Annotated in this window: 21 protein-coding genes and 1 other RNA gene; 16 read left to right on the forward strand and 6 right to left on the reverse strand. The window is 35.1% G+C overall.

Annotation, left to right across the window (positions count from 1 at the left end):
* Positions 1-2: 2 nt before the first annotated feature.
* Both LKACC16343_RS01285 and recU read right to left on the reverse strand, forming a co-directional pair.
* The gene (locus tag LKACC16343_RS01285; RefSeq protein ID WP_056952531.1) at positions 3-2477 is read right to left on the reverse strand and encodes a transglycosylase domain-containing protein; all 2475 of its coding nucleotides are present in this window, start codon (positions 2475-2477) and stop codon (positions 3-5) included.
* Entirely contained in the window at positions 2474-3103 is a 630-nt protein-coding gene (gene recU, locus LKACC16343_RS01290; RefSeq protein WP_056952529.1) for a Holliday junction resolvase RecU, read from the reverse strand. Before recU ends, LKACC16343_RS01285 begins: the two co-directional genes overlap by 4 nt.
* Positions 3104-3169: 66 nt before the next feature.
* Here recU and LKACC16343_RS01295 point away from each other — a divergent pair, with 66 nt between their 5' ends.
* The 4 genes from LKACC16343_RS01295 to LKACC16343_RS01310 all read left to right on the forward strand — a co-directional run bounded on the left by LKACC16343_RS01295 (position 3170) and on the right by LKACC16343_RS01310 (position 5984).
* On the forward strand, positions 3170-3721 hold the full coding sequence (locus LKACC16343_RS01295; protein ID WP_056952528.1) for an SLOG family protein: 552 nt from the start codon (positions 3170-3172) through the stop codon (positions 3719-3721).
* Between the two features lie 45 nt (positions 3722-3766).
* Positions 3767-4408, forward strand: coding sequence for a cell division regulator GpsB (gene gpsB, locus LKACC16343_RS01300; protein WP_234032565.1), 642 nt, complete (start codon positions 3767-3769; stop codon positions 4406-4408).
* Between the two features lie 21 nt (positions 4409-4429).
* Positions 4430-4788, forward strand: an RNA gene (gene rnpB, locus LKACC16343_RS01305) — RNase P RNA component class B.
* Positions 4789-4865: 77 nt separating this feature from the next.
* Positions 4866-5984 carry a THUMP domain-containing class I SAM-dependent RNA methyltransferase gene (locus LKACC16343_RS01310; RefSeq protein ID WP_056952525.1) on the forward strand — a complete coding sequence of 373 codons (1119 nt, stop codon included), beginning with the start codon at positions 4866-4868 and terminating at the stop codon, positions 5982-5984.
* Here LKACC16343_RS01310 and LKACC16343_RS01315 read toward each other — a convergent pair.
* The 3 genes from LKACC16343_RS01315 to LKACC16343_RS01325 form a co-directional block, all read right to left on the reverse strand.
* Positions 5981-6925: a magnesium transporter CorA family protein gene (locus LKACC16343_RS01315; protein WP_056952523.1), complete on the reverse strand. Its 945-nt coding sequence runs from the start codon at positions 6923-6925 to the stop codon at positions 5981-5983. The two genes, LKACC16343_RS01310 and LKACC16343_RS01315, sit on opposite strands and share 4 nt — an antisense overlap.
* A 93-nt stretch (positions 6926-7018) precedes the next feature.
* Positions 7019-8032 carry a lipoate--protein ligase gene (locus tag LKACC16343_RS01320; RefSeq protein WP_056952521.1) on the reverse strand — a complete coding sequence of 338 codons (1014 nt, stop codon included), beginning with the start codon at positions 8030-8032 and terminating at the stop codon, positions 7019-7021.
* Between the two features lie 69 nt (positions 8033-8101).
* Positions 8102-8503, reverse strand: coding sequence for a reverse transcriptase-like protein (locus LKACC16343_RS01325; RefSeq protein ID WP_056952520.1), 402 nt, complete (start codon positions 8501-8503; stop codon positions 8102-8104).
* Between the two features lie 28 nt (positions 8504-8531).
* On the opposite strand from LKACC16343_RS01325, the gene LKACC16343_RS01330 reads away from it, so the two are divergent.
* The 7 genes from LKACC16343_RS01330 (at position 8532) to LKACC16343_RS01360 (ending at position 16079) form a co-directional block, all read left to right on the forward strand.
* Complete coding sequence (locus LKACC16343_RS01330; RefSeq protein ID WP_056952518.1) at positions 8532-8930, forward strand: EbsA family protein; 399 nt, start codon at positions 8532-8534, stop codon at positions 8928-8930.
* Entirely contained in the window at positions 8914-10596 is a 1683-nt protein-coding gene (locus LKACC16343_RS01335; protein WP_056952516.1) for a formate--tetrahydrofolate ligase, read from the forward strand. The genes LKACC16343_RS01330 and LKACC16343_RS01335 overlap by 17 nt, the downstream gene beginning before the upstream one ends.
* Positions 10596-11060 carry a signal peptidase II gene (gene lspA / locus LKACC16343_RS01340; protein ID WP_056952515.1) on the forward strand — a complete coding sequence of 155 codons (465 nt, stop codon included), beginning with the start codon at positions 10596-10598 and terminating at the stop codon, positions 11058-11060. Before LKACC16343_RS01335 ends, lspA begins: the two co-directional genes overlap by 1 nt.
* Positions 11053-11961 (forward strand): RluA family pseudouridine synthase, encoded by a 909-nt coding sequence (locus tag LKACC16343_RS01345; RefSeq protein ID WP_056952984.1) that lies wholly within the window; start codon positions 11053-11055, stop codon positions 11959-11961. Before lspA ends, LKACC16343_RS01345 begins: the two co-directional genes overlap by 8 nt.
* 93 nt (positions 11962-12054) lie before the next feature.
* The gene (gene pyrR / locus LKACC16343_RS01350) at positions 12055-12582 is read left to right on the forward strand and encodes a bifunctional pyr operon transcriptional regulator/uracil phosphoribosyltransferase PyrR (RefSeq protein ID WP_025086016.1); all 528 of its coding nucleotides are present in this window, start codon (positions 12055-12057) and stop codon (positions 12580-12582) included.
* 27 nt (positions 12583-12609) lie between these two features.
* The gene (locus tag LKACC16343_RS01355; protein WP_056952513.1) at positions 12610-13698 is read left to right on the forward strand and encodes a carbamoyl phosphate synthase small subunit; all 1089 of its coding nucleotides are present in this window, start codon (positions 12610-12612) and stop codon (positions 13696-13698) included.
* Positions 13689-16079: an ATP-binding protein gene (locus tag LKACC16343_RS01360; RefSeq protein ID WP_056952511.1), complete on the forward strand. Its 2391-nt coding sequence runs from the start codon at positions 13689-13691 to the stop codon at positions 16077-16079. Before LKACC16343_RS01355 ends, LKACC16343_RS01360 begins: the two co-directional genes overlap by 10 nt.
* A 45-nt stretch (positions 16080-16124) precedes the next feature.
* Here LKACC16343_RS01360 and LKACC16343_RS01365 read toward each other — a convergent pair whose 3' ends face one another.
* Positions 16125-17789, reverse strand: coding sequence for an Rqc2 family fibronectin-binding protein (locus LKACC16343_RS01365; RefSeq protein WP_056952509.1), 1665 nt, complete (start codon positions 17787-17789; stop codon positions 16125-16127).
* Positions 17790-17923: 134 nt separating this feature from the next.
* Here LKACC16343_RS01365 and LKACC16343_RS01370 point away from each other — a divergent pair, with 134 nt between their 5' ends.
* From LKACC16343_RS01370 to LKACC16343_RS01390, 5 genes are all read left to right on the forward strand, one after another.
* The gene (locus LKACC16343_RS01370) at positions 17924-18790 is read left to right on the forward strand and encodes a DegV family protein (RefSeq protein WP_056952507.1); all 867 of its coding nucleotides are present in this window, start codon (positions 17924-17926) and stop codon (positions 18788-18790) included.
* A gap of 130 nt (positions 18791-18920) precedes the next feature.
* Positions 18921-20219 (forward strand): CAP domain-containing protein, encoded by a 1299-nt coding sequence (locus LKACC16343_RS01375; protein ID WP_056952505.1) that lies wholly within the window; start codon positions 18921-18923, stop codon positions 20217-20219.
* Positions 20220-20407: 188 nt separating this feature from the next.
* The gene (locus LKACC16343_RS01380) at positions 20408-20992 is read left to right on the forward strand and encodes a TetR/AcrR family transcriptional regulator (RefSeq protein WP_056952503.1); all 585 of its coding nucleotides are present in this window, start codon (positions 20408-20410) and stop codon (positions 20990-20992) included.
* Positions 20993-21173: 181 nt separating this feature from the next.
* The gene (locus LKACC16343_RS01385; protein ID WP_056952501.1) at positions 21174-21554 is read left to right on the forward strand and encodes a nuclear transport factor 2 family protein; all 381 of its coding nucleotides are present in this window, start codon (positions 21174-21176) and stop codon (positions 21552-21554) included.
* A gap of 12 nt (positions 21555-21566) precedes the next feature.
* Positions 21567-23021: an MFS transporter gene (locus LKACC16343_RS01390; RefSeq protein ID WP_056952498.1), complete on the forward strand. Its 1455-nt coding sequence runs from the start codon at positions 21567-21569 to the stop codon at positions 23019-23021.
* The last annotated feature ends 113 nt before the right edge of the window (positions 23022-23134 follow it).

Consider the following 23134-nt stretch of genomic DNA (forward strand, 5'->3'; position numbering starts at 1 on the left):
CACTAATTAGAACTATCGGTTGAAGATCCATTAGTAGTAGCTCCACTGTTAGTAGAACCACCAGTATTACTATTAGTTGTACCACCACTATTTGAATCGCCAGTATTAGATGAGTTATTACTATCACTACCGGAATTATTATTAGTTGAGGTACCACCACTATTGCTGTTATTACTATTTCCTGTATTAGTATTGTTACTATTATTGGAATTTGTATTACCAGTATTGGAGTTATTATTTGTAGTAGATGAGTCACTCGAATTATTGGTTGTTGTGTTATCACTATCACTACTATTACTATCGGAACTTGTACCTGTACCTGTTTCAGTATTATCTTTATCAGTTGTATCATTATCAGAATCAGTTGATTCTGATGAACTACTTGAATGATTGTTTGTCGTTACTTCATTGCTGCTGGACTTAGATGCACTGCTTGAGGAATAATCAGAATCCTTATATGGATTTGATGGTGCATGTCCTTTCACAAATAACTCTTTAGTGTAACTAGATGAACTGGAACTAGGGGAGGCAACAATTGGTGTTTCTGAACCAGAGTTCTGAATTCTCATTGAAACAACGGAACTTGGTTTCTTCCAGTTAGGATTGCTGTTAGTGTTCTCAGCTAAGTAACTCATTTCAGCCTTATAAATCTTTCCAGCAACACTTTGATATGTGGATGAAATACCGTTCTGATTTGGAGAATCATAACCGGTCCAAACGCTAATTGAATAATTCTTTGTATAACCGTTGTACCACGAATCTCTGGCTGTACCACTCAAAGCTGAGTTTTGAGCGATAGAATTAGAATCGTAGTTAGTTGTACCAGTCTTACCAGCCTGATGTAAACCGGAAATATTAGCATATGTAGCATAACTTGAAGGAACACCCTTAAGCATATCGGTAATCATATAAGCCGTTGAATCTTTCATCGCCTGCTTACCATTTTTACCATAAGTATGGGTAATGCCATCAGCCGTTTCAATCTTAGAAACATAATATGGTTTATAGTATGTACCACCATTAGAAAAGGCAGAATAAGCTGCTGCACCTTGAAGTGATGAAACATTACCACCGATACCAACTGACAAACCTTTGTCCTTAACTGTAATTCCTAATTTTTTAACAAAGCTCTTGGCATTAGAAAGACCGACAGCTGATAAAGCTCTAACAGCTGGAATATTTCTCGAGTTGACTAAAGCCTTACGCATACTCATTTGACCTTCGTATTGCTCATCCCAGTCCTTCAATTGAATATTAGTACCGGCATAAGTATACTCGGTATCTTCAAGTTGATGATATGTAGACCAGTTTAGATTTTCAATAGCTGGAGCGTAGTCAAGTAAAGGCTTCATTGTAGAACCATTACTACGTCCAGTTTGAACAGCACGGTTCAAACCAAATTGAACATTACCTAGATTACGTCCACCAATCATGGCCACAACTTTACCATTATTAGGGTTAACCACAGTTGCACCAACTTGCATTTTTGAATCGGGGAAGGATACATAGTTAGAAGAATTTACAATATTGTAAAGACGTTTTTGAGCATCGTAATCCATATTAACAGTAATCTTTAGATTATCACGATATGGATCAAAGCCTTTCTTCTTAACTTCTGTAATTGCTTCCTTGATGTAAGGATCAGCGACAATTCGTTTAGAATTATTACTGTTGCTTACTTTTTTATATGGTTGTAGTCCGGAAGTAATTGGTGTATTCATAGCTTCATCAGCCTGAGCCTTAGTGATCTTATTATTGTTATACATTGCTTGAATAACTAAATCACGACGTTGCTTAGCTTCGGTTGGGTGAGTATAGGGATCGTAATTACTTGGAGCATTTGGCAAACCGGCTAACAAAGCCATTTGAGGTAAACTAAGTTGTTTCAAATTCTTGCCATAATAGTATTTAGCACCGGTTTCAACACCATAGATACCATTATTCAGATAAACCTTATTCATATAGAATTCAAGGATTTGTTGCTTAGAGAATTTTTGACTAACTCTCATAGCTAACCAAGCTTCTTGCATCTTACGTTTAAAGGTTTGATCTTTGGTTTCAGTAGAGAAGACCGTTAACTTAACTAATTGTTGTGTTAAAGTACTTCCACCTTGAAGAGTTCCCTTAGTAACATTATTAAAAGCTGATTTGGCAATTCTGACAGGATCAATACCTAATGGTTCATTATAGAAATTCTTATCTTCAATGGAGACAACAGCGTCTTCCATTTGTTGTGGAACTTTATCGATCGTAACGTAATTTCTCTTATTATCGCCTAAAGACGCAATCTGCTTACCAGTGGAATCTACGATTGTTGAGGAACCACCGCTTTGGAGGTTTTCTTGACTAACCGCGGGAGCACTGAAGGCGTAGTATACAAAGACAAACAAGAATATTCCGGCTAGAACAGCCACAATGGACAAAATCCATTTTAAAATATTTTTGAAGGTTAATATACTGGTATTCTTATTCTTCATTTTTTCTCCTTCCCACTTTCGATTAACTGTTGAACAGCATTAATATAGGGTAAAGTAGGATTATAATCTGACTTGACTTCGATGGAACTGTTGACGATATCTTTCAACTGTATTGATTTGGGACCGTCATTTTTTTGAGCATCCCAGTGTAAAAAGATTTCATCAGCAGGCGTTACAAAATAGCGTTTTAATTCTACGTATTTTATAATGACAAAGCAAATGCCACCTTGTTTCTGACACATTTTAAGATGATCAATTTGATGCTGATGGAAATTCTTCAACGGAAAAATATTCTTATTCTTAGTTTCCTTAGCTTCGAAATCAACATAATAGCCATTGTACACGCCGTTGTAATCAGTAGTAGAAGCATGGCGGAAGTAAGCTTCTCTAATGACAGCTTTACTTCTTTTAGGGTAATCTACCTTAACTATTTGAATCGGCGTTGGCTTCTTATATATTACCGCTATATCGTGACTACGATAATACTTATTACTTTCATTAATCTCTTCCTCAAGCGTCATACCACGATCACCAAAAATCATTTTCTTTTTGGCGCTCGTTTCACTAAGAGGAGATTGTGATGGTTTATTGTTAAAAGTTCGACCATCAGGATAGTTTATCTTCAAAATATCAACTCCCACTGTGCAAATTATACCATGATGCCGAAAATATTAATTAGAGGAGAATTCTTTATGCTAAAAAATTTATGGGTAACAGGTTATCGATCTTTTGAGCTAGGTATTTTTAAAGATGATGACCCAAAAGCCAAAGTAATTCAAGACTTTTTTCAAGAAAGACTAATTAATTATGCCGAAAATGGAACAGAATGGATAATTACTGGTGCACAATTAGGAACAGAACAAATTGTGGGTAAATCTATACAAGAAGTTAAGAAAAAAGGCTATAATATAAGACATGCAGTGATATTACCATATGCTGAATTTGGAAATAAGTGGAATGAGAACAATCAGCTATTACTAAAAAATTTTTTAAGAAACGCTGACTATGTCAACAAAGTTTCCAATATGAGTTATCATTCAGGTAGACAATTAAGAGTATGGCAAAGTTTTATGCTACAACATACAAACGGAGCTTTGATTTTCTACGATCCCGATAGCGGTGGTAAGCCAAAGTATGACTATGAGGCTATTAAATCTTATCAGGATGGTGGAACTGATTATCAACTGGAATTAATAGATTTTGATTCTATGCAGGATTTTGCTAATATGTTATCAGATAGCTAGTTTCAGTCGTTTTTAGAATAATAATTAACACTGGGGTGTTTAATAATGAACAATATGAATGGAATGAACCAAAACGGTAGTAACAACGGCAATAATGGTGGCAATGAATTTGCCTTAAACTACCAACCTAACGATATTTTGCAAAAAGAATTTAAGACAAAGATGAGAGGTTACGACCCTAACGAAGTTGATCAATTCTTAGATGGTATTATTAAGGACTACGAAACTTTTACAAATGAAATTGGTCAATTAAAGGCTGAAAATGAGAGTTTAATGCAATCACGTGGTATGAATGCAAATCAATCAGCACAACAACATAGACCTCAAGTTCAAAACAGAAGACCACAACCACAACAAAAACCAGTTTCAAGCTCAATTGCTGAGGCTTCAACTAATTATGATATTTTAAGACGCCTTTCTAATCTTGAAAAACGTGTCTTTGGTCATGACTTTGCTAATGGCGTTCCCGAAAGTAACAATGACGGTGCTAAACAATTTGCATCAGCTGTTGTTCCTAACAACATGAATAATCATGACGGGGTTGAAAGTGGTCATACTGAGATCAATCCTAATATGAATAATGGCTTTAACAACCAAAATAATTTTCAAGGAAATCGCCCTATGAATGGTAATTCTGGACAAAATCAAAATAATTTTAATAATAATAACAATTTTAACAGATTTTAGTGTATACTATTCAAGTCGGTAAATTACGAGTAATCGCGGTCTAGTTATCTAGGCTGAGGAAGGTCCACGCCCGCGCGAGCTGAGATGCTTGCAGTGTTTGTGCTTGGCCCAATAAGCCAAGGTACCTTAGGGTAACGGCAGCGAAAGCACTAAGGTCTTTTGACTATGTGTTAATAGCTTGAAAGTGCCACAGAGACGAATTATTGTGAGAAATTGCAATGGTGGAACGAGGTAAACCCCGCAAGCGGGCAACCCAAACTTTGGTAGGGGCGCTTCATAACGAGAAATGAATCTACTGTGAAGGCTTAATTGTAGATAGATGATTACTAACTGTGTTAGGATTGCCAGCCTAACACATGAACAGAACGTGGCCTATAGGAGTTTATCGAGGCAAAGGGACGACTTGTTCGTCCTTTTTTTATACAATCAATTAAAAATTAAATTAAGAGGGAGCAATATGAAATTAATTGCGACTATGTCAAGCGGCTTTGAATCTGTAACCGCAAAAGAATTACAGAATTTGGGATACGATACAAAGACCGAGAATGGTAAGGTCTATTTTGACGGTGAATACGAAGATATTGCTAAGGCTAACTTGTGGCTTAGAAGTGCCGATCGAATTAAGATTTTGATTGGTACTTTCAAGGCAACAACTTTCGAAGAACTATTCGATAAAGTTTATGCAATCGATTGGGATAATTGGCTACCTTTAAATGCAGCTTTCCCTATCAAGGCTAGAACTGTTAAATCACAATTACATTCAGAACGTGATATTCAAGCTATTACTAAAAAAGCCATTGTTAATAAGATGGCCGATATTTTCATGCGTCGTGGACGTTTACCTGAGACTGGTGCAAAATTTCAAATTGAAACTCGTATTCATAAAGATGTTGTAGAGGTAACCCTGGATACAACTGGTGAATCGTTGTACAAGCGTGGTTATCGTGTTGAACACGGTGCTGCTCCTTTGAAAGAAAACTTTGCGGCTGCCATGATTCTTTTAACTGTTTGGCATCCCGAGGAAGATCCTTTCATGGATCCAACAACAGGTTCAGGTACTATTGCGATTGAAGCCGCACGTATGGCCAAAAATATCGCACCTGGCATTTTACGTCACTTTCTATTTGAGGATTTCGACTGGTTTGATCCTAAGATTCTTGCTAACTTAAAGGAAGAAGCTAAGGCTGGTGTTAAAAAAGATCTTGATTTGGATATCTTTGCTAGTGATATTGATGGTTCAATGATCGACGTAGCTAAACTGAATGCCCATGATGCTGGTGTTCTACATGATATTCAATTTAAACAAATTGCCGTTAAGGATTTGAAGATTGAAGGGGAGTATGGAACAATCATTTCTAACCCTCCTTACGGTCAACGTATGAGTGACATGGCTGGAGTAAGAAAACTATACAAAGAAATGGGAGAAGTCTTCTCGACCGCTCCCACTTGGAATAAGTATATTTTGACTAGTGATGTTGAATTTGAAAAATACTATGGTGAATTAGCTACTAAGAAACGTAAGCTTTACAATGGTTCTATTAGAACTGATATGTACCAATATTGGGCTAAACATTAGAGACTATTGCGTCTGTGTAAGTCCCAAAGAATAATTAAAATAATAACAATGGTAATGATTAATGAAAAGATCCAAGACCATTCTTGGTCAGCAATAGGTAATTTCATATTCATACCGTAAAAACCTGATACGATTGTGGGGATGCTTAAAATGATAGTGTAAACTGTCAGCACCTTCATGGTCGTATTTGTTCTATTGTTCAAAATATTATTGTAAGTGTTAGAAATACGATCAATAATATCGGAACTCAGGTTAACTTGGTTTTTGATTTGTTCAATTTCAATGACTGAATCATGAAGATGTTCATGTGTAGCTTTAGTAAGATGTAGTTGTTGAACCTTACCACTAGAAATGAGTTCTATTTCATTAAGAACCGTCGCATTACCACTAATGGCAGTACTCAAGTACGTTGTTAGGTCTTGTAATTCGGCCAAATCCAAAATTTGATTTTCGGAAGAATGATGTTTTTTGATCAAACGTTGAATTTTGTTTCTCTTGGAATCAGTTTCGCTAATTTGATCGCTGTAATCACTAGAAATCTGATCAAAGGTGTGAAAAATAAGTTCCCACAACAAATTTTCTTTACCTTCACTAAAGTTTTTCTTCGCATAAAGAAGATAATCTCTCACATAGTGAGTAGCGTCGTTTGTGAACAAGAAAAGTTGTTTATCCTTGATAGCAAAGGAAATGGGTAAGACTCTCTGTGAAAGATCATCACTTTGCTCATTTTCATTTTGAACATTGTAAACAATCAAAAAGGTTTGACTGTATTCGTCGTATTCAAATCGAGCTCGTTCATTTTCATCATCAGCGTAATCTAGAATCTCATTGGTCAAGTTATAGTTTTCAATCAATGATGTACGATCGGAATCATTTAGATTCTTAGTTGAGTGAACATCTACTAGTTTGTGTCCTTGGTCTAATACTGTTTCATTAATCATTTTTTATCCCCTCATTAAGGATAATGATACCAAAAATAAAAAGTGGGTTGAGAATTATTTTTCTCAATCCACTTTTTTATGTATATAAATAAATTATGGCGTAAATAGTTTTAATAGTTCGACTTCAGGAATACCTTTGAAATAGTCATCTAAATTAAATTGATCTAATACTTTTAAAACATCTTCACGGTCAAATTTAATATTCAATAATTTTTGTTTAATATCGTTAACATCTTTCATACCAAAGAAATCACCATAAATTTCGATATTTCCGACTTTACCATTTTCAATATTATAACGGACATCGACAGTTCCCATATCAAAATGTTTTCTTTGCTTAGCAGTGAAAGCAGGGGATTTACCGTAAACCCAATCCCAGTTGTAATAGTATTCTTCTTTGATCTTATCAATTTGCTTCTGATCTTCAGGAGTAACAATGTATTCCTTATCTTTGATTTCATCCAAATTGTTGGCATGGAATAATTCTAATAACAATTTGTCACGGAATTGTTCAGTTGTCAGATCTTGATATTCTGGTGCTAAATATGGACGTAAGTTGGTTACTCGACTTCTAATTGATTTAATACCTTTAGAAGCAATCTTATCCTTTTGAACATGCAATGCCTTAGTCAAGACATCTAAGTCCACATCAAGTGATAGTGTTCCATGTGAGAATGTCTTTCCATTTCTAGAATACATAGCATTACCAGAGAATTTCTTACCATCAACTAGTAAATCATTTCGACCAGAAACTTCAGCAGTGGTTGCACCCATTTGATGAAGTGCATCAATAATTGGCTGCGTGAATGACTTAAAATCACCAAAATTCTTATCATCTGAATCAACTACAAAACTAAAGCAAAGATTACCTAAATCTTGATAAACGGCACCACCACCAGAAATTCTACGAGTGACAGTGATGTGATTATCAGCAATATAGTCACTATTTATTTCTTCAATCGTATTTTGATTACGACCGACGATAATACAAGGTTTTTCAATGTAAAAGAGAACTAGGGGCTCATCGAATTCAACATTATTCATCAAATATTGTTCGGTGGCAAGGTTATCACGAATATCGCGATCTTTCATAACAACGTAGTACATAAAAAGTACCTCCTCATCTGAATTGGAAACGCTTTAATACTAGCACAGTTATCAAAATTTAGAAATAAATTAACGGTGATTTTTACGAACAGTCAACATTTTTTGATGAACTAAAGCATGAGCTTCACGATTATCTTTGTCAGCAACATGTTTAATGAAATAGCTAGGAAATTGTTCTAGATTTTGCAAAATTTCATTCAATATAGGTTGATAGTGCTTAGAGTACTTCTTCTCAACGCTATCAACTACAATTTGACTGTCAGAATGAATTAGAACTATCTCATCATTCCAACCCTTTTTTATAATATTGGTTAAAGCTATTTTTAATGCCAAGAATTCTAAAAAATGATTGTCATCAAAATTCTGAATCTGCGCATCAGTATAAATTTTGTTATCAATCCTTATTACAAAGCTAACGACGCCTAGATTTAAATTAGTATTTAATCCGGCATCGGTGTACAATTTAATCATATTTATTAAAAACCTTTCAGGAGAAATTATGTCAAAGAAACATTTTGTTCAACCAGTAGGACCATGGGGGATAATTATGTGGTCGCTTGCACTTAGTCTTGTATGTTTGGGGATTATTTTACAATTGGAGATAATGTCTTTGAGTATTATTCCATTTTTAATTTGGATTTTAGACGCTGTCTATGTAATCTATATTATATCTAACTCTTGGGTAAAGTTTACAAATGGTCAAGTTGTTATTAAGGAACCTTACTACAAAACACGTATTTTCGAGAGTAAAGATGTTAACATTAGGGCAAATAACCAATGGACTTTGGAATTTAATTTCAGTAATCACGACTATTTTCCATTTAAGATTACTTCCACAAAGGGTATTTTAAAATTAATTAGAAAAGAAGCAGGTGAAAGCAATGTCATTTCCAAGTGATATCGAAATTGCTCAAATAAATGAGCACGATAATATGAAAAATATTAACGAAATTGCCAATAAAATCGGTTTGACACCAGATGATATTGAACCATATGGACACTATAAAGCTAAGTTTTCTGGTCGTAGCATTACCAAATCAATGGAAAAAGACGATGGAAAACTTATTTTAGTTACATCGATCAACCCAACTCCAGCTGGAGAAGGTAAATCAACTGTCGCTATTGGATTAGCTGATTCCTTACAATCAATTGGTAAAAAGACTGTTTTAGCTTTACGTGAACCCTCATTGGGTCCTGTAATGGGAATGAAGGGTGGGGCCACTGGTGGTGGTTATGCTCAAGTTGTTCCTATGGAAGACATCAACTTACATTTTACTGGTGATATGCATGCCTTGACTTGTGCTGTTAACACTTTAGCAGCCTTAATTGATAATCACATTCATCAAGGAAATCAATTGAATATTGATCCTCGCCGTATTGTTTGGAAGCGTGCCTTAGATATCAATGATCGTGCATTAAGAAATACCGTCGTTGGTTTAGGTGGTCCTTTCAACTCAATGCCTCGTGAAGAACATTTTGAAATTATTGTTGCTAGTGAATTAATGGCCGTTCTTTGTTTAGCACAAGATATTGATGACTTGAAGGAAAGAATCTCAAGTATCCTTATCGCTTATACTTTTGATAAGAAGCCAATCTTCGTTCGTGATCTTCACGTTGAAGGTGCAATCACAGTTCTGTTAAAAGATGCTCTAAAACCTAATTTAGTACAAACACTTGAGAATACACCAGCAATCATTCATGGTGGTCCATTTGCTAATATTGCTCATGGATGTAACAGTATCTTAGCTACTAAGTTAGCTATGAAGTTAGGTGACTACGCTGTTACCGAAGCTGGATTTGGTGCCGATCTTGGTGGTGAGAAGTTTATGGACATTGTTGCCCCTAGATTGAGCCATGCTCCTAATGCCATCGTCATTGTGGCTACTATTCGTGCTTTGAAGTACAACGGTGGTCAAGCTCTTAGTGACATTCAAAATGAAGATCTCAATGCTTTGAATCTTGGTTTCAAGAACTTGAAACGTCACATTCATAACATGCGTTATTATCACGTTCCAGTTGTCGTAGCTATCAATAAATTTGCTACCGATACTGATAATGAAATTAAGCTCTTAACTAGTCTTTGTGACGAATTAGGTGTTGACGTTCAATTAGCTGAAATTCATCATGAAGGTAGTAAAGGTGGTCAAGCTTTAGCAAAGGCTGTCGTTAAGGCAACTGAAAAAGAATCACAATATACACGTCTTTATGAAGATGAAGAAACTACTGAAGCTAAGATTGCTACGATTGCTTCTGAAGTTTACGGAGCTAACAATGTTGAGTACAGCAAGAAAGCTCGTAATCAACTACAAACTTTGAAGGACAATGCTTGGGATGATTTACCAATCTGTATCGCCAAAACACAGTATTCACTTAGTGATGATCCTAAACGTCTAGGTAGTCCTAAAGACTTTACACTTCATGTTACTGACATCGTTCCAAAGCTAGGAGCTGGATTTGTCGTCGTATTGACAGGAAACATTATGACAATGCCAGGTTTACCAAAGAAGCCAGCTGCTTTGAATATGGACGTTGATAATGAAGGAACTATCGGAGGATTATTCTAGTGCAGTTGATTTATTGGTTGCTTTGCGCAATCTTAGTTATTGGTGATCAAGGACTAAAATATTATGTCACTAGTAATATTGCTCCAATGAGTGTCCATGAATTCATCCCGGGAATTCTTTCCATTACACATATCACAAATACCGGTGCAGCCTGGAGTATGCTTGAAGGTAAAATGATGTTCTTTTACTTGATTACTATTATTGCAGTAGTTGTTCTAGTCTATCTCTTTATTAAAGCTGCAAAAAACGAATATATGTATCGATTTGCATTGATTTTTCTGTTAGCTGGTACAATTGGTAATGCAATTGATCGTTTTACTAGACATTTTGTGGTAGATATGTTTAATTTAGATTTTATGAATTTCCCAATATTTAATTTAGCGGACACTTATATTACGATTGGTGTAATATTAATAATTGTATCTTTGTTTGTCCAATTAGCAGGTGAGAAAAATAATAAGTAAGTCTTTCGAATTAGAATATAATGAACCAAAAAAGAGTCGTTTGGATACCTATTTAAACGGTGAACTAGATGATTTAACAAGATCACAGATTCAAAAATTGATTAAGGATCAAAACGTTTTAGTAAACGGCCAGCCAGTTAGCAAAACTGGTCAAAAAGTTGTAGCCAACGACAAAATTACGGTTAATATTCCCGAAGAAGAACCGATCAAGGCTGTTCCAGAGAATATTCCAATTGAAGTCGTTTACGAAGATCAAGATGTTATTGTCGTTAACAAACCTCAAGGGATGGTAGTTCATCCAGCCGCAGGTCATCCAGATAAAACACTCGTAAATGCCATCTTATACCATTGTCAAATCAATGATGATGACGTTATCCGACCAGGAATTGTACATCGTATCGATAAAGATACTTCCGGTCTTTTGATGATTGCTAAAAACAATCTGGCCAAACAATCATTGATGAAACAGTTAAAAGATAAGAGTAATTTACGTGAATACTTGGCAATTGTTCACGGTAACTTCAAAGAGAAAAAGGGTAAGATCACGGCACCATTAGGTCGATCCAAATTTGATCGCAAGAAACAGGCTGTTGTAGAAGACGGTCGTCATGCGGTTACTCATTTCGAAGTTTTAGAACAATTTGAAGACTATTCATTACTAAAATTAAAATTGGAAACTGGCCGAACTCATCAAATCAGAGTTCACATGCAGTATATTGGTCATCCTGTTGCGGGAGATCCTCTGTATGGTCCTAAGAATACTTTGCCCGGTAAGGGACAATTCTTACACGCGCAAACACTTGGATTTGAACATCCAAGGACCCATGAGTGGATGCAATTTTCGATTGAACCTCCAAAAATTTTTCAAGATACTCTTAAGCAATTACGTTCTCAACATTAAGTCGTGATATAATCTACAAATAGAATTGTGTGCGATTATAAAATAAATTGAAGCACTCACTTTGTGAGTGCTTTTTTGAAAGTAGGGAAAAATATGGCTAAAGAAATTATTGACGGTCAAACAATGACCAGGGCTTTGACACGTATAACTTATGAAATTATTGAAAGAAACAAAGGAATCGAAGATTTAGTTCTTGTTGGAATCAAAACACGCGGTGTCTTTGTTGCTCATCGTATTGAATCACGACTGAAACAATTGGAAAACATCTCAATTCCCGTTGCTGAACTCGATATTACACCTTATCGTGATGATAAAACTCATGAAGAAAAAGATATTTCTAACGTGAAAACACAACCTTTGGATATCGATATCAATAACAAGCATATTATTTTAACAGACGATGTTTTGTACACTGGTCGTACAATCCGTGCAGCTATGGACGCTTTGATGAGTGCAGGTCGTCCTAAGAAAATCTCTTTGGCTGTCTTAGTAGATCGTGGACATCGCGAATTACCAATTCGAGCAGATTTTGTTGGTAAAAATATCCCAACTTCTCAAAAGGAAAAAATCAAAGTTTCAATGAAAGAAATCGATGGAGAAGATAAGATCGAAATCGAATAACTACAATTTTTGAGGAGTTGCTGAAGAATGAAACGTTATTTAATTTTAGAAGACGGAACTGTGTTTCCTGGAGAAGGATTCGGATCTTCTATCATTACCACGGGACAATTGGTAATATCAAATAATCGTACTGGAATTGAACAATCCGTAACCGATCCTAATGCCGAGGGTCAAATTATTGCTTTCACAATTCCTTCTGTTGGTAGCTCAGGAATTAACCGAGATTTTTATGAATCTATCAATTCACAGTGTAAGGGCGTTGTTATTGGTTCATCAAGTATCTCAACGGTTGATGATTCGGTTTCATTTGAAAATTGGATTACTAGTTTGAGAATACCTGGTATCAAGAACGTCGATGTTAGAGCTTTGTCGAGACACATTGCTGAACATGGTGAAATGAAAGCCAGTATTATGGATACTCATGATGAGCACGCCATTGATCAAATCAAAGCTTTAGTTTTACCACCTGATTTAGTCAAAAGAGTTTCTACTCGCCAGTCATATCCAAATCCCAACATGGGACGAAAAATTGTTATTGTCGATTTAGGACTCAAGTACTCTATCTTACGTCAATTGTCCTATCGTGACTGTAATTCAATTATTGTTAATTACAATTCCACGGCAAAGGAAATTGAGAACTTACATCCTGATGGTATTATCTATTCTAATGGACCAGGTAATCCACAGGATTTGCCTAATGTCATTAAGAATATTCAAATTTTACAAAAAAAATATCCAATCTTGGGAATTGGTCTCGGTAATCTATTAATAGCCTTAGCTAATGATTGCCAAATAGAGAAATTAACAACCCCACATCACGAATCGTCCTTAGCTGTTAAAGAAGTTGCCAGTGGCAAAATTGATTTTGTCAATCACAATCATTCCTACACTTTGGATCAAAAATACATTGGTTCATCTGATTTTATCGTTACCAACATTTGTGTTGCCGATGGAACTATTGAGGGAATTCGTCATGAGTATCTACCAATCATGGGTGTACTATTTGAGCCAGAAGCCGCACCAGGACCAACCGACGGTTATTATGTCTTCGATGAGTTTATCGATTTAATTGATTCAGTGAAACAACAAGAGGGGGCTGGAAGTCAATGGAATTAAATGAAGTACATACGATTCTAATCATCGGCCCAACTATTAGCGATAAAAATGTTGATTTATCAACTGCGCTTTATGATACAGTCGATATTTTGCATCAATTAGGATATAAAACTTCAATCATTGTTGAAGATCCAACGTCATTACTTTCCTCGGGAACCTTCTTTGACAAAACGATTGTTGAAAAAGTCAGTGGTGATAATGTACTTAAATTTGTTCAGAAATATCATCCCGATGCTATTTTACCTACTGTTGGGGACCGTAACGCCTTAGGAATCGTTTCTAGTTTAAATGGTAAGATCGGTAGTACTAAGATTTTAGGAGCTAATTATGCCTCTTCTTTGGCCACTTTCAAGCGTGACTTATTTATTAAACGTTTAAACAAAGCCAAATTACCAGTTATTAATTTTATTTCTTCAGATGACGAAAAAGAAATATATAGCTTCATTCGTTCAATCGGTTTTCCAATTATTGCTAGAAGGCGCTATTCTAATCGTCATTCAAGTGGTTGGACTAATATCAATAATCTTTTTGAACTAGATAATTTCATGGCCTTAGATGATTTAGAAGATAGCAAAATTGAAATTGAAAGAAGTATTCGAGGATTCAGTGAATATTCCTTTACTATTTTGCGAGATAGTTTCGACAACTCATCCTTAGTTGGTACAATTGAGGATATCGAACCAATAGGTATTCATCATCTGGACTCAAATCTAATTTCCCCAGCAATTTCTTTAAATGATTCAAAATTGCAACGTTTAAGAAATTACTCAATTAAACTAGCTCGAGTTTTTAATATCGTTGGTGTTTGTACGGTCCATTTTGCTTATAACCACGCTACTAATGAATGCTATATTACAGAATTCATTCCTCGTTTAAGTGAAGAAACTAAATTTTTAGAATATGCAACAAGTTATCCCGTTGCTACTGCCGTAGCGGAACTTTGTGTTGGTTTCCATTTGGATAAACTACAACTTGATGCAGGTAATTTCTTTAATGGAGCAACTGAACCATTTGTCGATCACATTACTTCACGCTTCCCACAGTGGAATACCCCTGGTCAAAAGTATTTAGGCCCTAGCAAGACATCTAATTCCAGTATCATTGTCAATGGTTTTAGTCTCGAGGAGGTTCTCAATAAGGGAGCACTTAATGATAAGTTAAATAATAACTTTGACCGCTATGAACAATTACGCAAGTTAGACGATGACGAGTTATTTGAAAAGATTATTCATCCTACCAATTGGATGTTAGATGTTCTAATGGAAGCCATGCGTCGTAACTTTGAAAAACCAGTTTTATCAGAAATTACTGGCATCAATATGCCATATTTAACGGCTTTACAAAACATTATTGATAACAGTCTTATTATCCGTGAAGGCGAAATTGATGGTCATAATGTTGAACGTATGGTAGAGATGGGTGTCAAAGGAGTAGGACACAGTAAGCTACTATTAGATAGTTCTGATATTGTTACTAAATCAGTTGTAAAAAATAAAACTTCTATATCTGTGGCTAATAAAGATTATCCTAATCACAATTACTTTGTTACTGCCGGTATCAACAATGAATTGAAGTTAAGCGACCGCAAAAAAATTATTGTACGCACACCAATAATTACTTCAAAAACTGATACAACTATCAGACAATTTGTTTTGTTTCAATTAGCTAAGTCAATTGACCAGAATGGATTGGAGCCTATCATTATTGGTCGTGAGCCTTGGAATGCACCGTTAGCTATTCGTCGAAAAATTGTTGAAATTGATGATCCTTACATGGAAATGAAATCTTTAGAGTTAATTCCTAATGATAGTATTTTAAACATTATCGATTTATCAAAGAATTTAATTGATAACGATGATAAGCGGGCATTTCAGTTTAGTGCTCAGGAGATTAAAAATATTGATCTTCAAGCTGATACTTCTGCCAGAGTAATGGTGGTTTCTGACGGTGAGAACTTCCTAGTGCCATCGGTAATTTACCGAACTAAGAAGAATAACCATCTTTATGAAGTTAGTTCCGTTAACAACTTCATGACACCTGAAAACTATAATGAGTTTTCTCAATTGATTGCCCAAGAGCTTGAAGATGAAAATCAAGTAGCAATTTATAATTTTGAACTGATTAAGCAAAAGGATCACTGGTTAGTAACTAAAAAGTATCGTGGCATGACTAATGACATTATTCGACATGAGTTAGCAAGTTCTGTTCATGTTATTGATACATTGGTTAAATTATTACTTGGTAATAAAATTGGTGACAATTTATCACTTGAGGAAATGTTCAATAATTTTGATGAACAATATCTTCTAACAATTGACGATAAGCGTTATAAATTGTTAAATAAAGAAGAAATGGAAGACGAATTAAAGAATTTGGGATAAAAAAAGATCGATAACTTAAAAATTGAGTTATCGATCTTTTTTACTTTATTTAACTTTTAAATCAGCTACTAACTGACGGTCAGGATCAACTAAGATCGTCTTTTGACCTTCAAAAATAACATAACCTGGCTTGGCACCATTAGGTTTACGAATATTCTTGATTTTGACATAATCAACTGGAACCTTGCTTGAATCACGAGCCTTAGAATAATAAGCCGCAATCGTTGCTGCTTCAGTAATTGACTGTTCATCTGGATCACTTGTTTTCAAAATAACATGTGAACCAGGAATGTCTTTGACGTGGAACCAATAATGATTCTTCTGTGATAATTTCATTGTCAATTGATCATTTTCGATATTGTTCTTACCAACGGTAATATCAACACCCATTGATGATTGAAAATCTTCGCCAACATGCTTCTTACGTTTCTTACGAGCATTACGACGCTTCTTTTTTATATAACCTGAATCAATCAATTCATCAACGATACCGTCAACATCTTCAATATCTACATATTCAAGGGATGCCAAAACTGATTCCAAATAGTTAACTTCATTTGTAGTGATATCCAACTGTTCTTGAACATGAGGAATAGAGTTTTGAAGTTTACGATATTTTTTATAATAATGTTGAGCATTGTCAGAAGGGGAGTACTCTGGATTCAATTTAATTTTAACTTCTTCATTATTATAATAGTTAGTCAAAACAATTGAACTGGAACCACGTTTAACTTGTGACATATATGTCGTCAACAATTCACCATAAAGATTGTACTTAGCCATCACATCAGTTTGTGATAACTGTTTATTCAATTTCTTAATCTTGGATTTATCTTTCTTCAAAATGATATCCAAACGGTGAGTGATACTCTTAGTTTGTTGTTCGATTCGATCTACCCGAGCTTTGTCCAGATAGTAATTATCCAAAAGATCACTTAGACTCGCATAAGCGTTAACTTCTGTCGTGGTATTACCAAAAGTAATTGGGAAGAAGCCTAATTTATGTTTGTCATTAGAATTGGCTGTGTTAGGTGCTAAATGATTTTCATACAAATCTATGAAGTCATCTAAAGTTTTACCTGTTTCCGCAAACTTTTCTAACTCTTGTGAAGTATCTAAGCCTATACCTTCGTATTTTTGACGAATATCAGCGGCTGATAAATCTTGAAGATTTTCATTTTTCGTTGAAAATGGATTGATTTTATTCTGTGCAGGCGGTAACTTATAATCGTCCCCGGGAAGGAGTCCTCGGAAACTATTATTTTCTGGAGAAACACGTTTAATTAGGTCGATTATTTTTCCATTTTCTTTGTTTACAAGGAAAATATTACTGTGTCGACTCATAATTTCGGTAATCAACCGATATTCATGAATATCGCCTAATTCATTTTTTGCACTTAAATCTACGATTACGATACGATCATTATTCAATTGCTTGAAGTCTTGAACGATAGCACTAGTGATATACTTTCTTAATGACATAACAAAAGTTGAGGGTTTAGCAGGATTAGCAAATGGCTGACCTGTAATCTGAACTCTTGCGTATGAGGGATGAGCAGATAATAACAATTGTTGATTCTTGCGATTACTTCTAATTGTAAGAATCAATTCGTTAGCGAACGGTTGTTGAATTTTAGCAATTCTACCGCCGCGGAGGTTCTGATTCAATTCGTTTACCATCACATGGGTAAACATTCCGTCAAAGGACATATTTGACTTCCTCTCTATATTACATGATAAATTCTGAAACTTTTGCAGTGTAACAAATATAAACCTGATTGAATATGATATAATCTAATGGTTATACAATCATTATACGTAACCAAACAAGGAATTGATAATTTATGAAAATAGCCATTGTAACAGATAGTACATCTTATTTGCCACAAGAAACAGTCGATAAATATAATATAACAGTTGTGCCGATAGAGGTAGTATTTAATACTAAAACATACCGTGAAGATATTGATATTACTACATCTCAATTCTACAAACTCTTACATGAATCACCAGAATTACCCTCAACGGCTCAACCTTCAATTGGTGAAATGATGAACGTGTACGATAAGCTGGCTAAAGAAGGCTATGATACCGTAATTTCGATTCATTTGGCAAGCACTATTTCGGGATTTGTTAACAATCTCAAGAGTGCCGCTCAAACAATTGATAATATCAATGTTGTCGTTTATGATTCCCATATCACTGTACGCCTAATGGGCTACTTAGCTCAAGAGGCAGCTAAAATGGCTCAGGAAGATAAACCACTTAGTGAAATTCTTGAACGTCTTGATGATTTAAGAAGCTCTATTGGTGAATCGTTTGTGGTAAACGATTTAAAGAACTTAGTTAAAGGTGGAAGATTATCAAATACTTCTGCTGTTATTGGAACCATGTTAAATATTAAACCATTACTAGAATTTGACGATGATTCTCATAAAATTGTTGCTTATGATAAAGTTCGTTCCATGAAAAAAGCCAAGTTAAAAGCTGAAGAAAAGTTAGCTGCGGCTATGAATGATGCCCCATATCCTCTACGTCTGTTAGTAATCGATGCTGACGATAAAAGTGACGGGGATCAATGGGCAAGCGAATTACATGAGAAATACCCTGATATTACACTAGATCGTTCATACTTTGGACCTGTCATCGGTGCTCATTTAGGTAAAGATGCATTGGCCATTGCTTGGATCAAGGATTTTGATAAAGCATAACTAAAAGCCATATGGCTTTTTTATTTTACCGAAATAATATAAAATATTTATTATAAATAATGCTTTATAAATGCTTTCATTGAGTTAAAATGAGTGTAACCATTATTTTCACAAGGAAAAGGGGAGTATCATGTTTTCTAAAACAAAGAGGGCAGCTATTTTAGTAGCCGCAAGTGCATTACTTGCAACTAGTCTGGGAGGAAATATTGTTTATGCTGACACAACATCAGCTGATGCCAGCAATAATACTTCTGTAACAAGCACTACTGCAACTAACAGTGACACTACAACTACTGATACTGGTACAAGTGTATCAACTGCTACAAATAACAATAGTGATACAAACAATCAGGTTGTTAATCCGGCAACTAAGACACCATCTAATGATACAACAAATGCAACTAACAACGACACTACAACTGCTTCTACAGCGACTGCCAAAACGCAATCGACTTACAATAGTATTGATATCGTTGCCGTTAAGACTGCTATGTTGAATGAGTTAAATCGTCTACGTGCACAAAATGGTCTATCAACTTTAAGTCCTGTAACAGCATTGAACAATTATGCTCAATCAAGAACTGATGGTTTCACAAGTACAGGGGTGGATAATCATGCCGGCTGGAATTCAGCTAACATGTATCCATATTACTTGGATGCCGAAGAGAATATTGCTCAAATGCCATATTCAATGTTAGGTACATCTGATCCAACCACTATTGCTCAAAAGATTACACATGAGTTTTATAGTGAAATGTACGATCCAGAACCTAATTATGGTCACAGAAAGAACATGCTTAATCCATATATCAACTATGTTGGTATCGGTGTAAGTGTCGGTTCTGATGGTATGGTTTACTTTTCTCAAGAAATGGGTAATGATCAAGCAGCTCATAGTAAGTACAATGCCTCAGATATTTATTCATACTACTTAACTAATGAAAATGACTATTCCAACGTTTCTAAGTATGATATTGCCGATGCCGGTCGTACAAATGCTGATTATGCTAACCGTGACAACTATGCTGTAGCTGATATAAGAGGTGGCGTAACTACTAAGAATAAGATGACACCTATTTACGATCGTAATGGTAATAAACGTGTTGATCTTGCCTTAGGACCTGATACTTCATGGGCTTCAGATATTATTGCAATTATTGATGGTAACTTCTTCTATCATGTATGTACTAACGGATTTGTTGCTGCTGACGATGCTCTACCATGGGCTAAGTTCTTATCCGGAACAACTGTTACAGCTACAACTACTGCCAAAGTTTACAACGACAGTGGGGCTTATGATGGATACACAGTAGCATCTGGTTCTTCATGGATTGTTGATCGCAGAGCTACTAATCCTACAACCAACGTTAAGATGTACCGTATTGGTACCAATGCTTGGATTCAACAAAATCAATTATCATTAAATTAACAATGACAAATAGGCGATCAGAACATTTAAGTTTTGATTGCTTATTTTTTTTTAAGGAACAAAATTTCCGGTTCGCCCAACACGCTTTAATCATCAGAAATTAATAAAACGTATATAATAATAAATTGTAAAAGATAAAATACTACGTGTTGGTTTTTATTTGAAATAACAGTAAGTGGGGGGACCAAATGAAATTAACTGGTTATGAAGATCTACGTGTTCAAAGAACAATTTCAAGCATATATAAAGCATTTGAAAAGCTGATTTGCGAAAAAGAATATCAAAAAATTACTGTCAAGGAATTGTCGGAGTTAGCACAAATCAATAAAAAAACATTCTATAGATACTACCCAACACTTGATGATTTGCTAGCTGAAATGCAAGCCCAATATGCTAAGGAATACTTAAAAGAGATTGAAAATTTTCAATACCCTAGAGACCTAGCTAAAAGTGTTCGTGCCTTCTTTATATATTCTGCTAAACAGGACGAAGCCTATGATAAAATCACTTCCAGCTCTGTAGGTGGATATGTAGGTATTCGTAAACAGATGATCGACAATGTAATGAATCCAACTTGGGGACAGTCCAAAGAGTTTAATTTACTTGACGATTGGAAAAAACAAATCTTATTAAGATATGTAGAACAGACTGGAATTAGCGTCTACAAACAGTGGGTTGATAATGGTAAAAAAGAACCAATAGATGATGTCATTGATGCAACAATTGCCTTAATGCAAGGTGGAGTCGATAATTTTTTAAAAATGAATAAATAGAAAACAGACGTTGATTTGTAGAGACGTCTGTTTTTTTTACCAAAATTTCAATAATTCGTGATTTTATGACACCTTTTTGTTGAAAGGGTTACTTATGTCACTAATTGGAAAACATTGCCCATTTTTTGGAATCATCAGTCGTTGCATAATGAACTCATCGCAAAGGAACGAGGCATTAATTATGACAACAAAAATTAGTGAAGAAGAAAAAGTAGCGACAGTTGTTCGACAACAAGTATCAAGTATGGTCAATGGTAACTTAGATATTCTGAATAAAGTAATTGCATCAGATGCAAAGTTTATTCATATAACCGGAGCTGTCCAGAGCAAAGATGAATGGTTGAAACAAATTAAGATCGGTAGAATGCACTACTTCAATAGTAAAGAGAAGTTAATGCAGGTTGAAGTAGATGGAGATAATGCTTTAGTGATTTCGAGAAATGAACTAGATGCTAGAATTTATGGCTTTCGTAATACTTGGCCCCTTCAATCAAGAACCGAATTAACAAAAAATAATAGTGGTCAGTGGCAAATCATTAAATCACAGGCCGAGATGTATTAGGGGAGGAAACTTATGACAAAGAGAAGAATGGCAATCGCGACAATCGCATTATTGATTGCTAATTTTATGGGTGGTTTAGACGCCACAATCGTTAACACTGCTTTACCAGCAATCACTAGTGATTTAAACGGGATCAGATTGATTGGTTGGATTAGTTCGATTTTTCTATTAGGAACTGCTGTCACCACTGTTTTATGGGGACGAGTTGGTGAAATAATCGGGAAAAAACTCACTTTTCAAATTTCATTAATGTTATTTGTTATTAGTTCCGTAGTCGGAGGCATGTCGACAAACATGATAATGTTGATTGTTGCTAGAGCCTTCATGGGAATTGGTGCCGGTGGGATGGTTTCTATTCCGTTCATTATTTACGCGGATATTTATCCAAATCCTTCAGAGCGTGCAAGAGCCTTAGGTTGGGTAACTGCTTCATATACACTTTCAACTGTAGTTGGACCACTTATCGGTGGTTGGTTAGTCGATGCACTATCATGGCATTGGGTTTTCTTTATTAATTTGCCAATTGGAATTATTTCTCTATTGATGTTGCAGCTTACCTATCAAGAAAATAGAACTGAAACTATTGATAAGTCCTTTGATTATTTAGGCTCAGGAATGTTAATCCTTACTTTAATAGTTCTGTTGTTTGCTAGTGATTCTATTGCTTCAAGTATGACTAGGGCTGTGATCTTATTAATTGTTGGTTTAATTCTGATGGTTATTTTCTATCGAATTGAAGCATCAAAGAAGAACCCACTAGTTCCAACTGAACTACTAAGGAATTGGAGAATTCAGTCACAAAACGTCATTATGTTCTTGATTAATGGATTCTTTATTGGATATAGCGTTTATGCTCCAATGTGGTCTCAAGGATTACTTGGAACTAATGCAACTTACGGAGGTCTAACTCAAATAGGTGGATCAGTTCTATTACTGTTAGGAACACGTTTTACAGCAAGACTAATGCCAAAAATTTCTTACAAAAGAATAGTAATAATAGGTAGTATTAGTATTTTCATTTCTGCATTAGCAATGATTATGGCGACACAATATTCTCCATACTGGTGGTTATTAATTAGTGGTGCTTTTGAAGGATTTGGTATGGGATTGTCTTTTACGCCGATGCAAGTGTCATTGCAGGATGGAGTTAGAAAAGAATTGATCAGTGTTTCTACAACTTTTGGATTATTATTCCGTACTTTAGGTCAAACATTTATGTCAGCTATTTTTGGAGCTATTTTGAGTATTAGTACGGCCAGTCAAGTTGGAGGAAAAATAACAAGTCGAATGATCAATAAATTAACTGATGCATCTTCTGCTAAGACCTTACCTCAAGATTTACTACCACAACTAAGAACAATTCTCTTTAATAGTCTCCATACCATTATGTTGATTGGATTTGTCCTAGTAGTGGTTGCTATTATCATCAATCTCACAAGAAAAGAACCAGAAAAACAACTTAGATAGAATTTATTACCACGCATTTATAAAAACAGTGGCATAAGTAACTAATTAAAAAATATTGACCATTTTTTTATATCTGTCGAGCCCCCATAATGGGACTTGTAAACAAGAATTAT

It is taken from the genome of Companilactobacillus bobalius (assembly GCF_002179915.1).
GTDB lineage: Bacteria > Bacillota > Bacilli > Lactobacillales > Lactobacillaceae > Companilactobacillus > Companilactobacillus bobalius.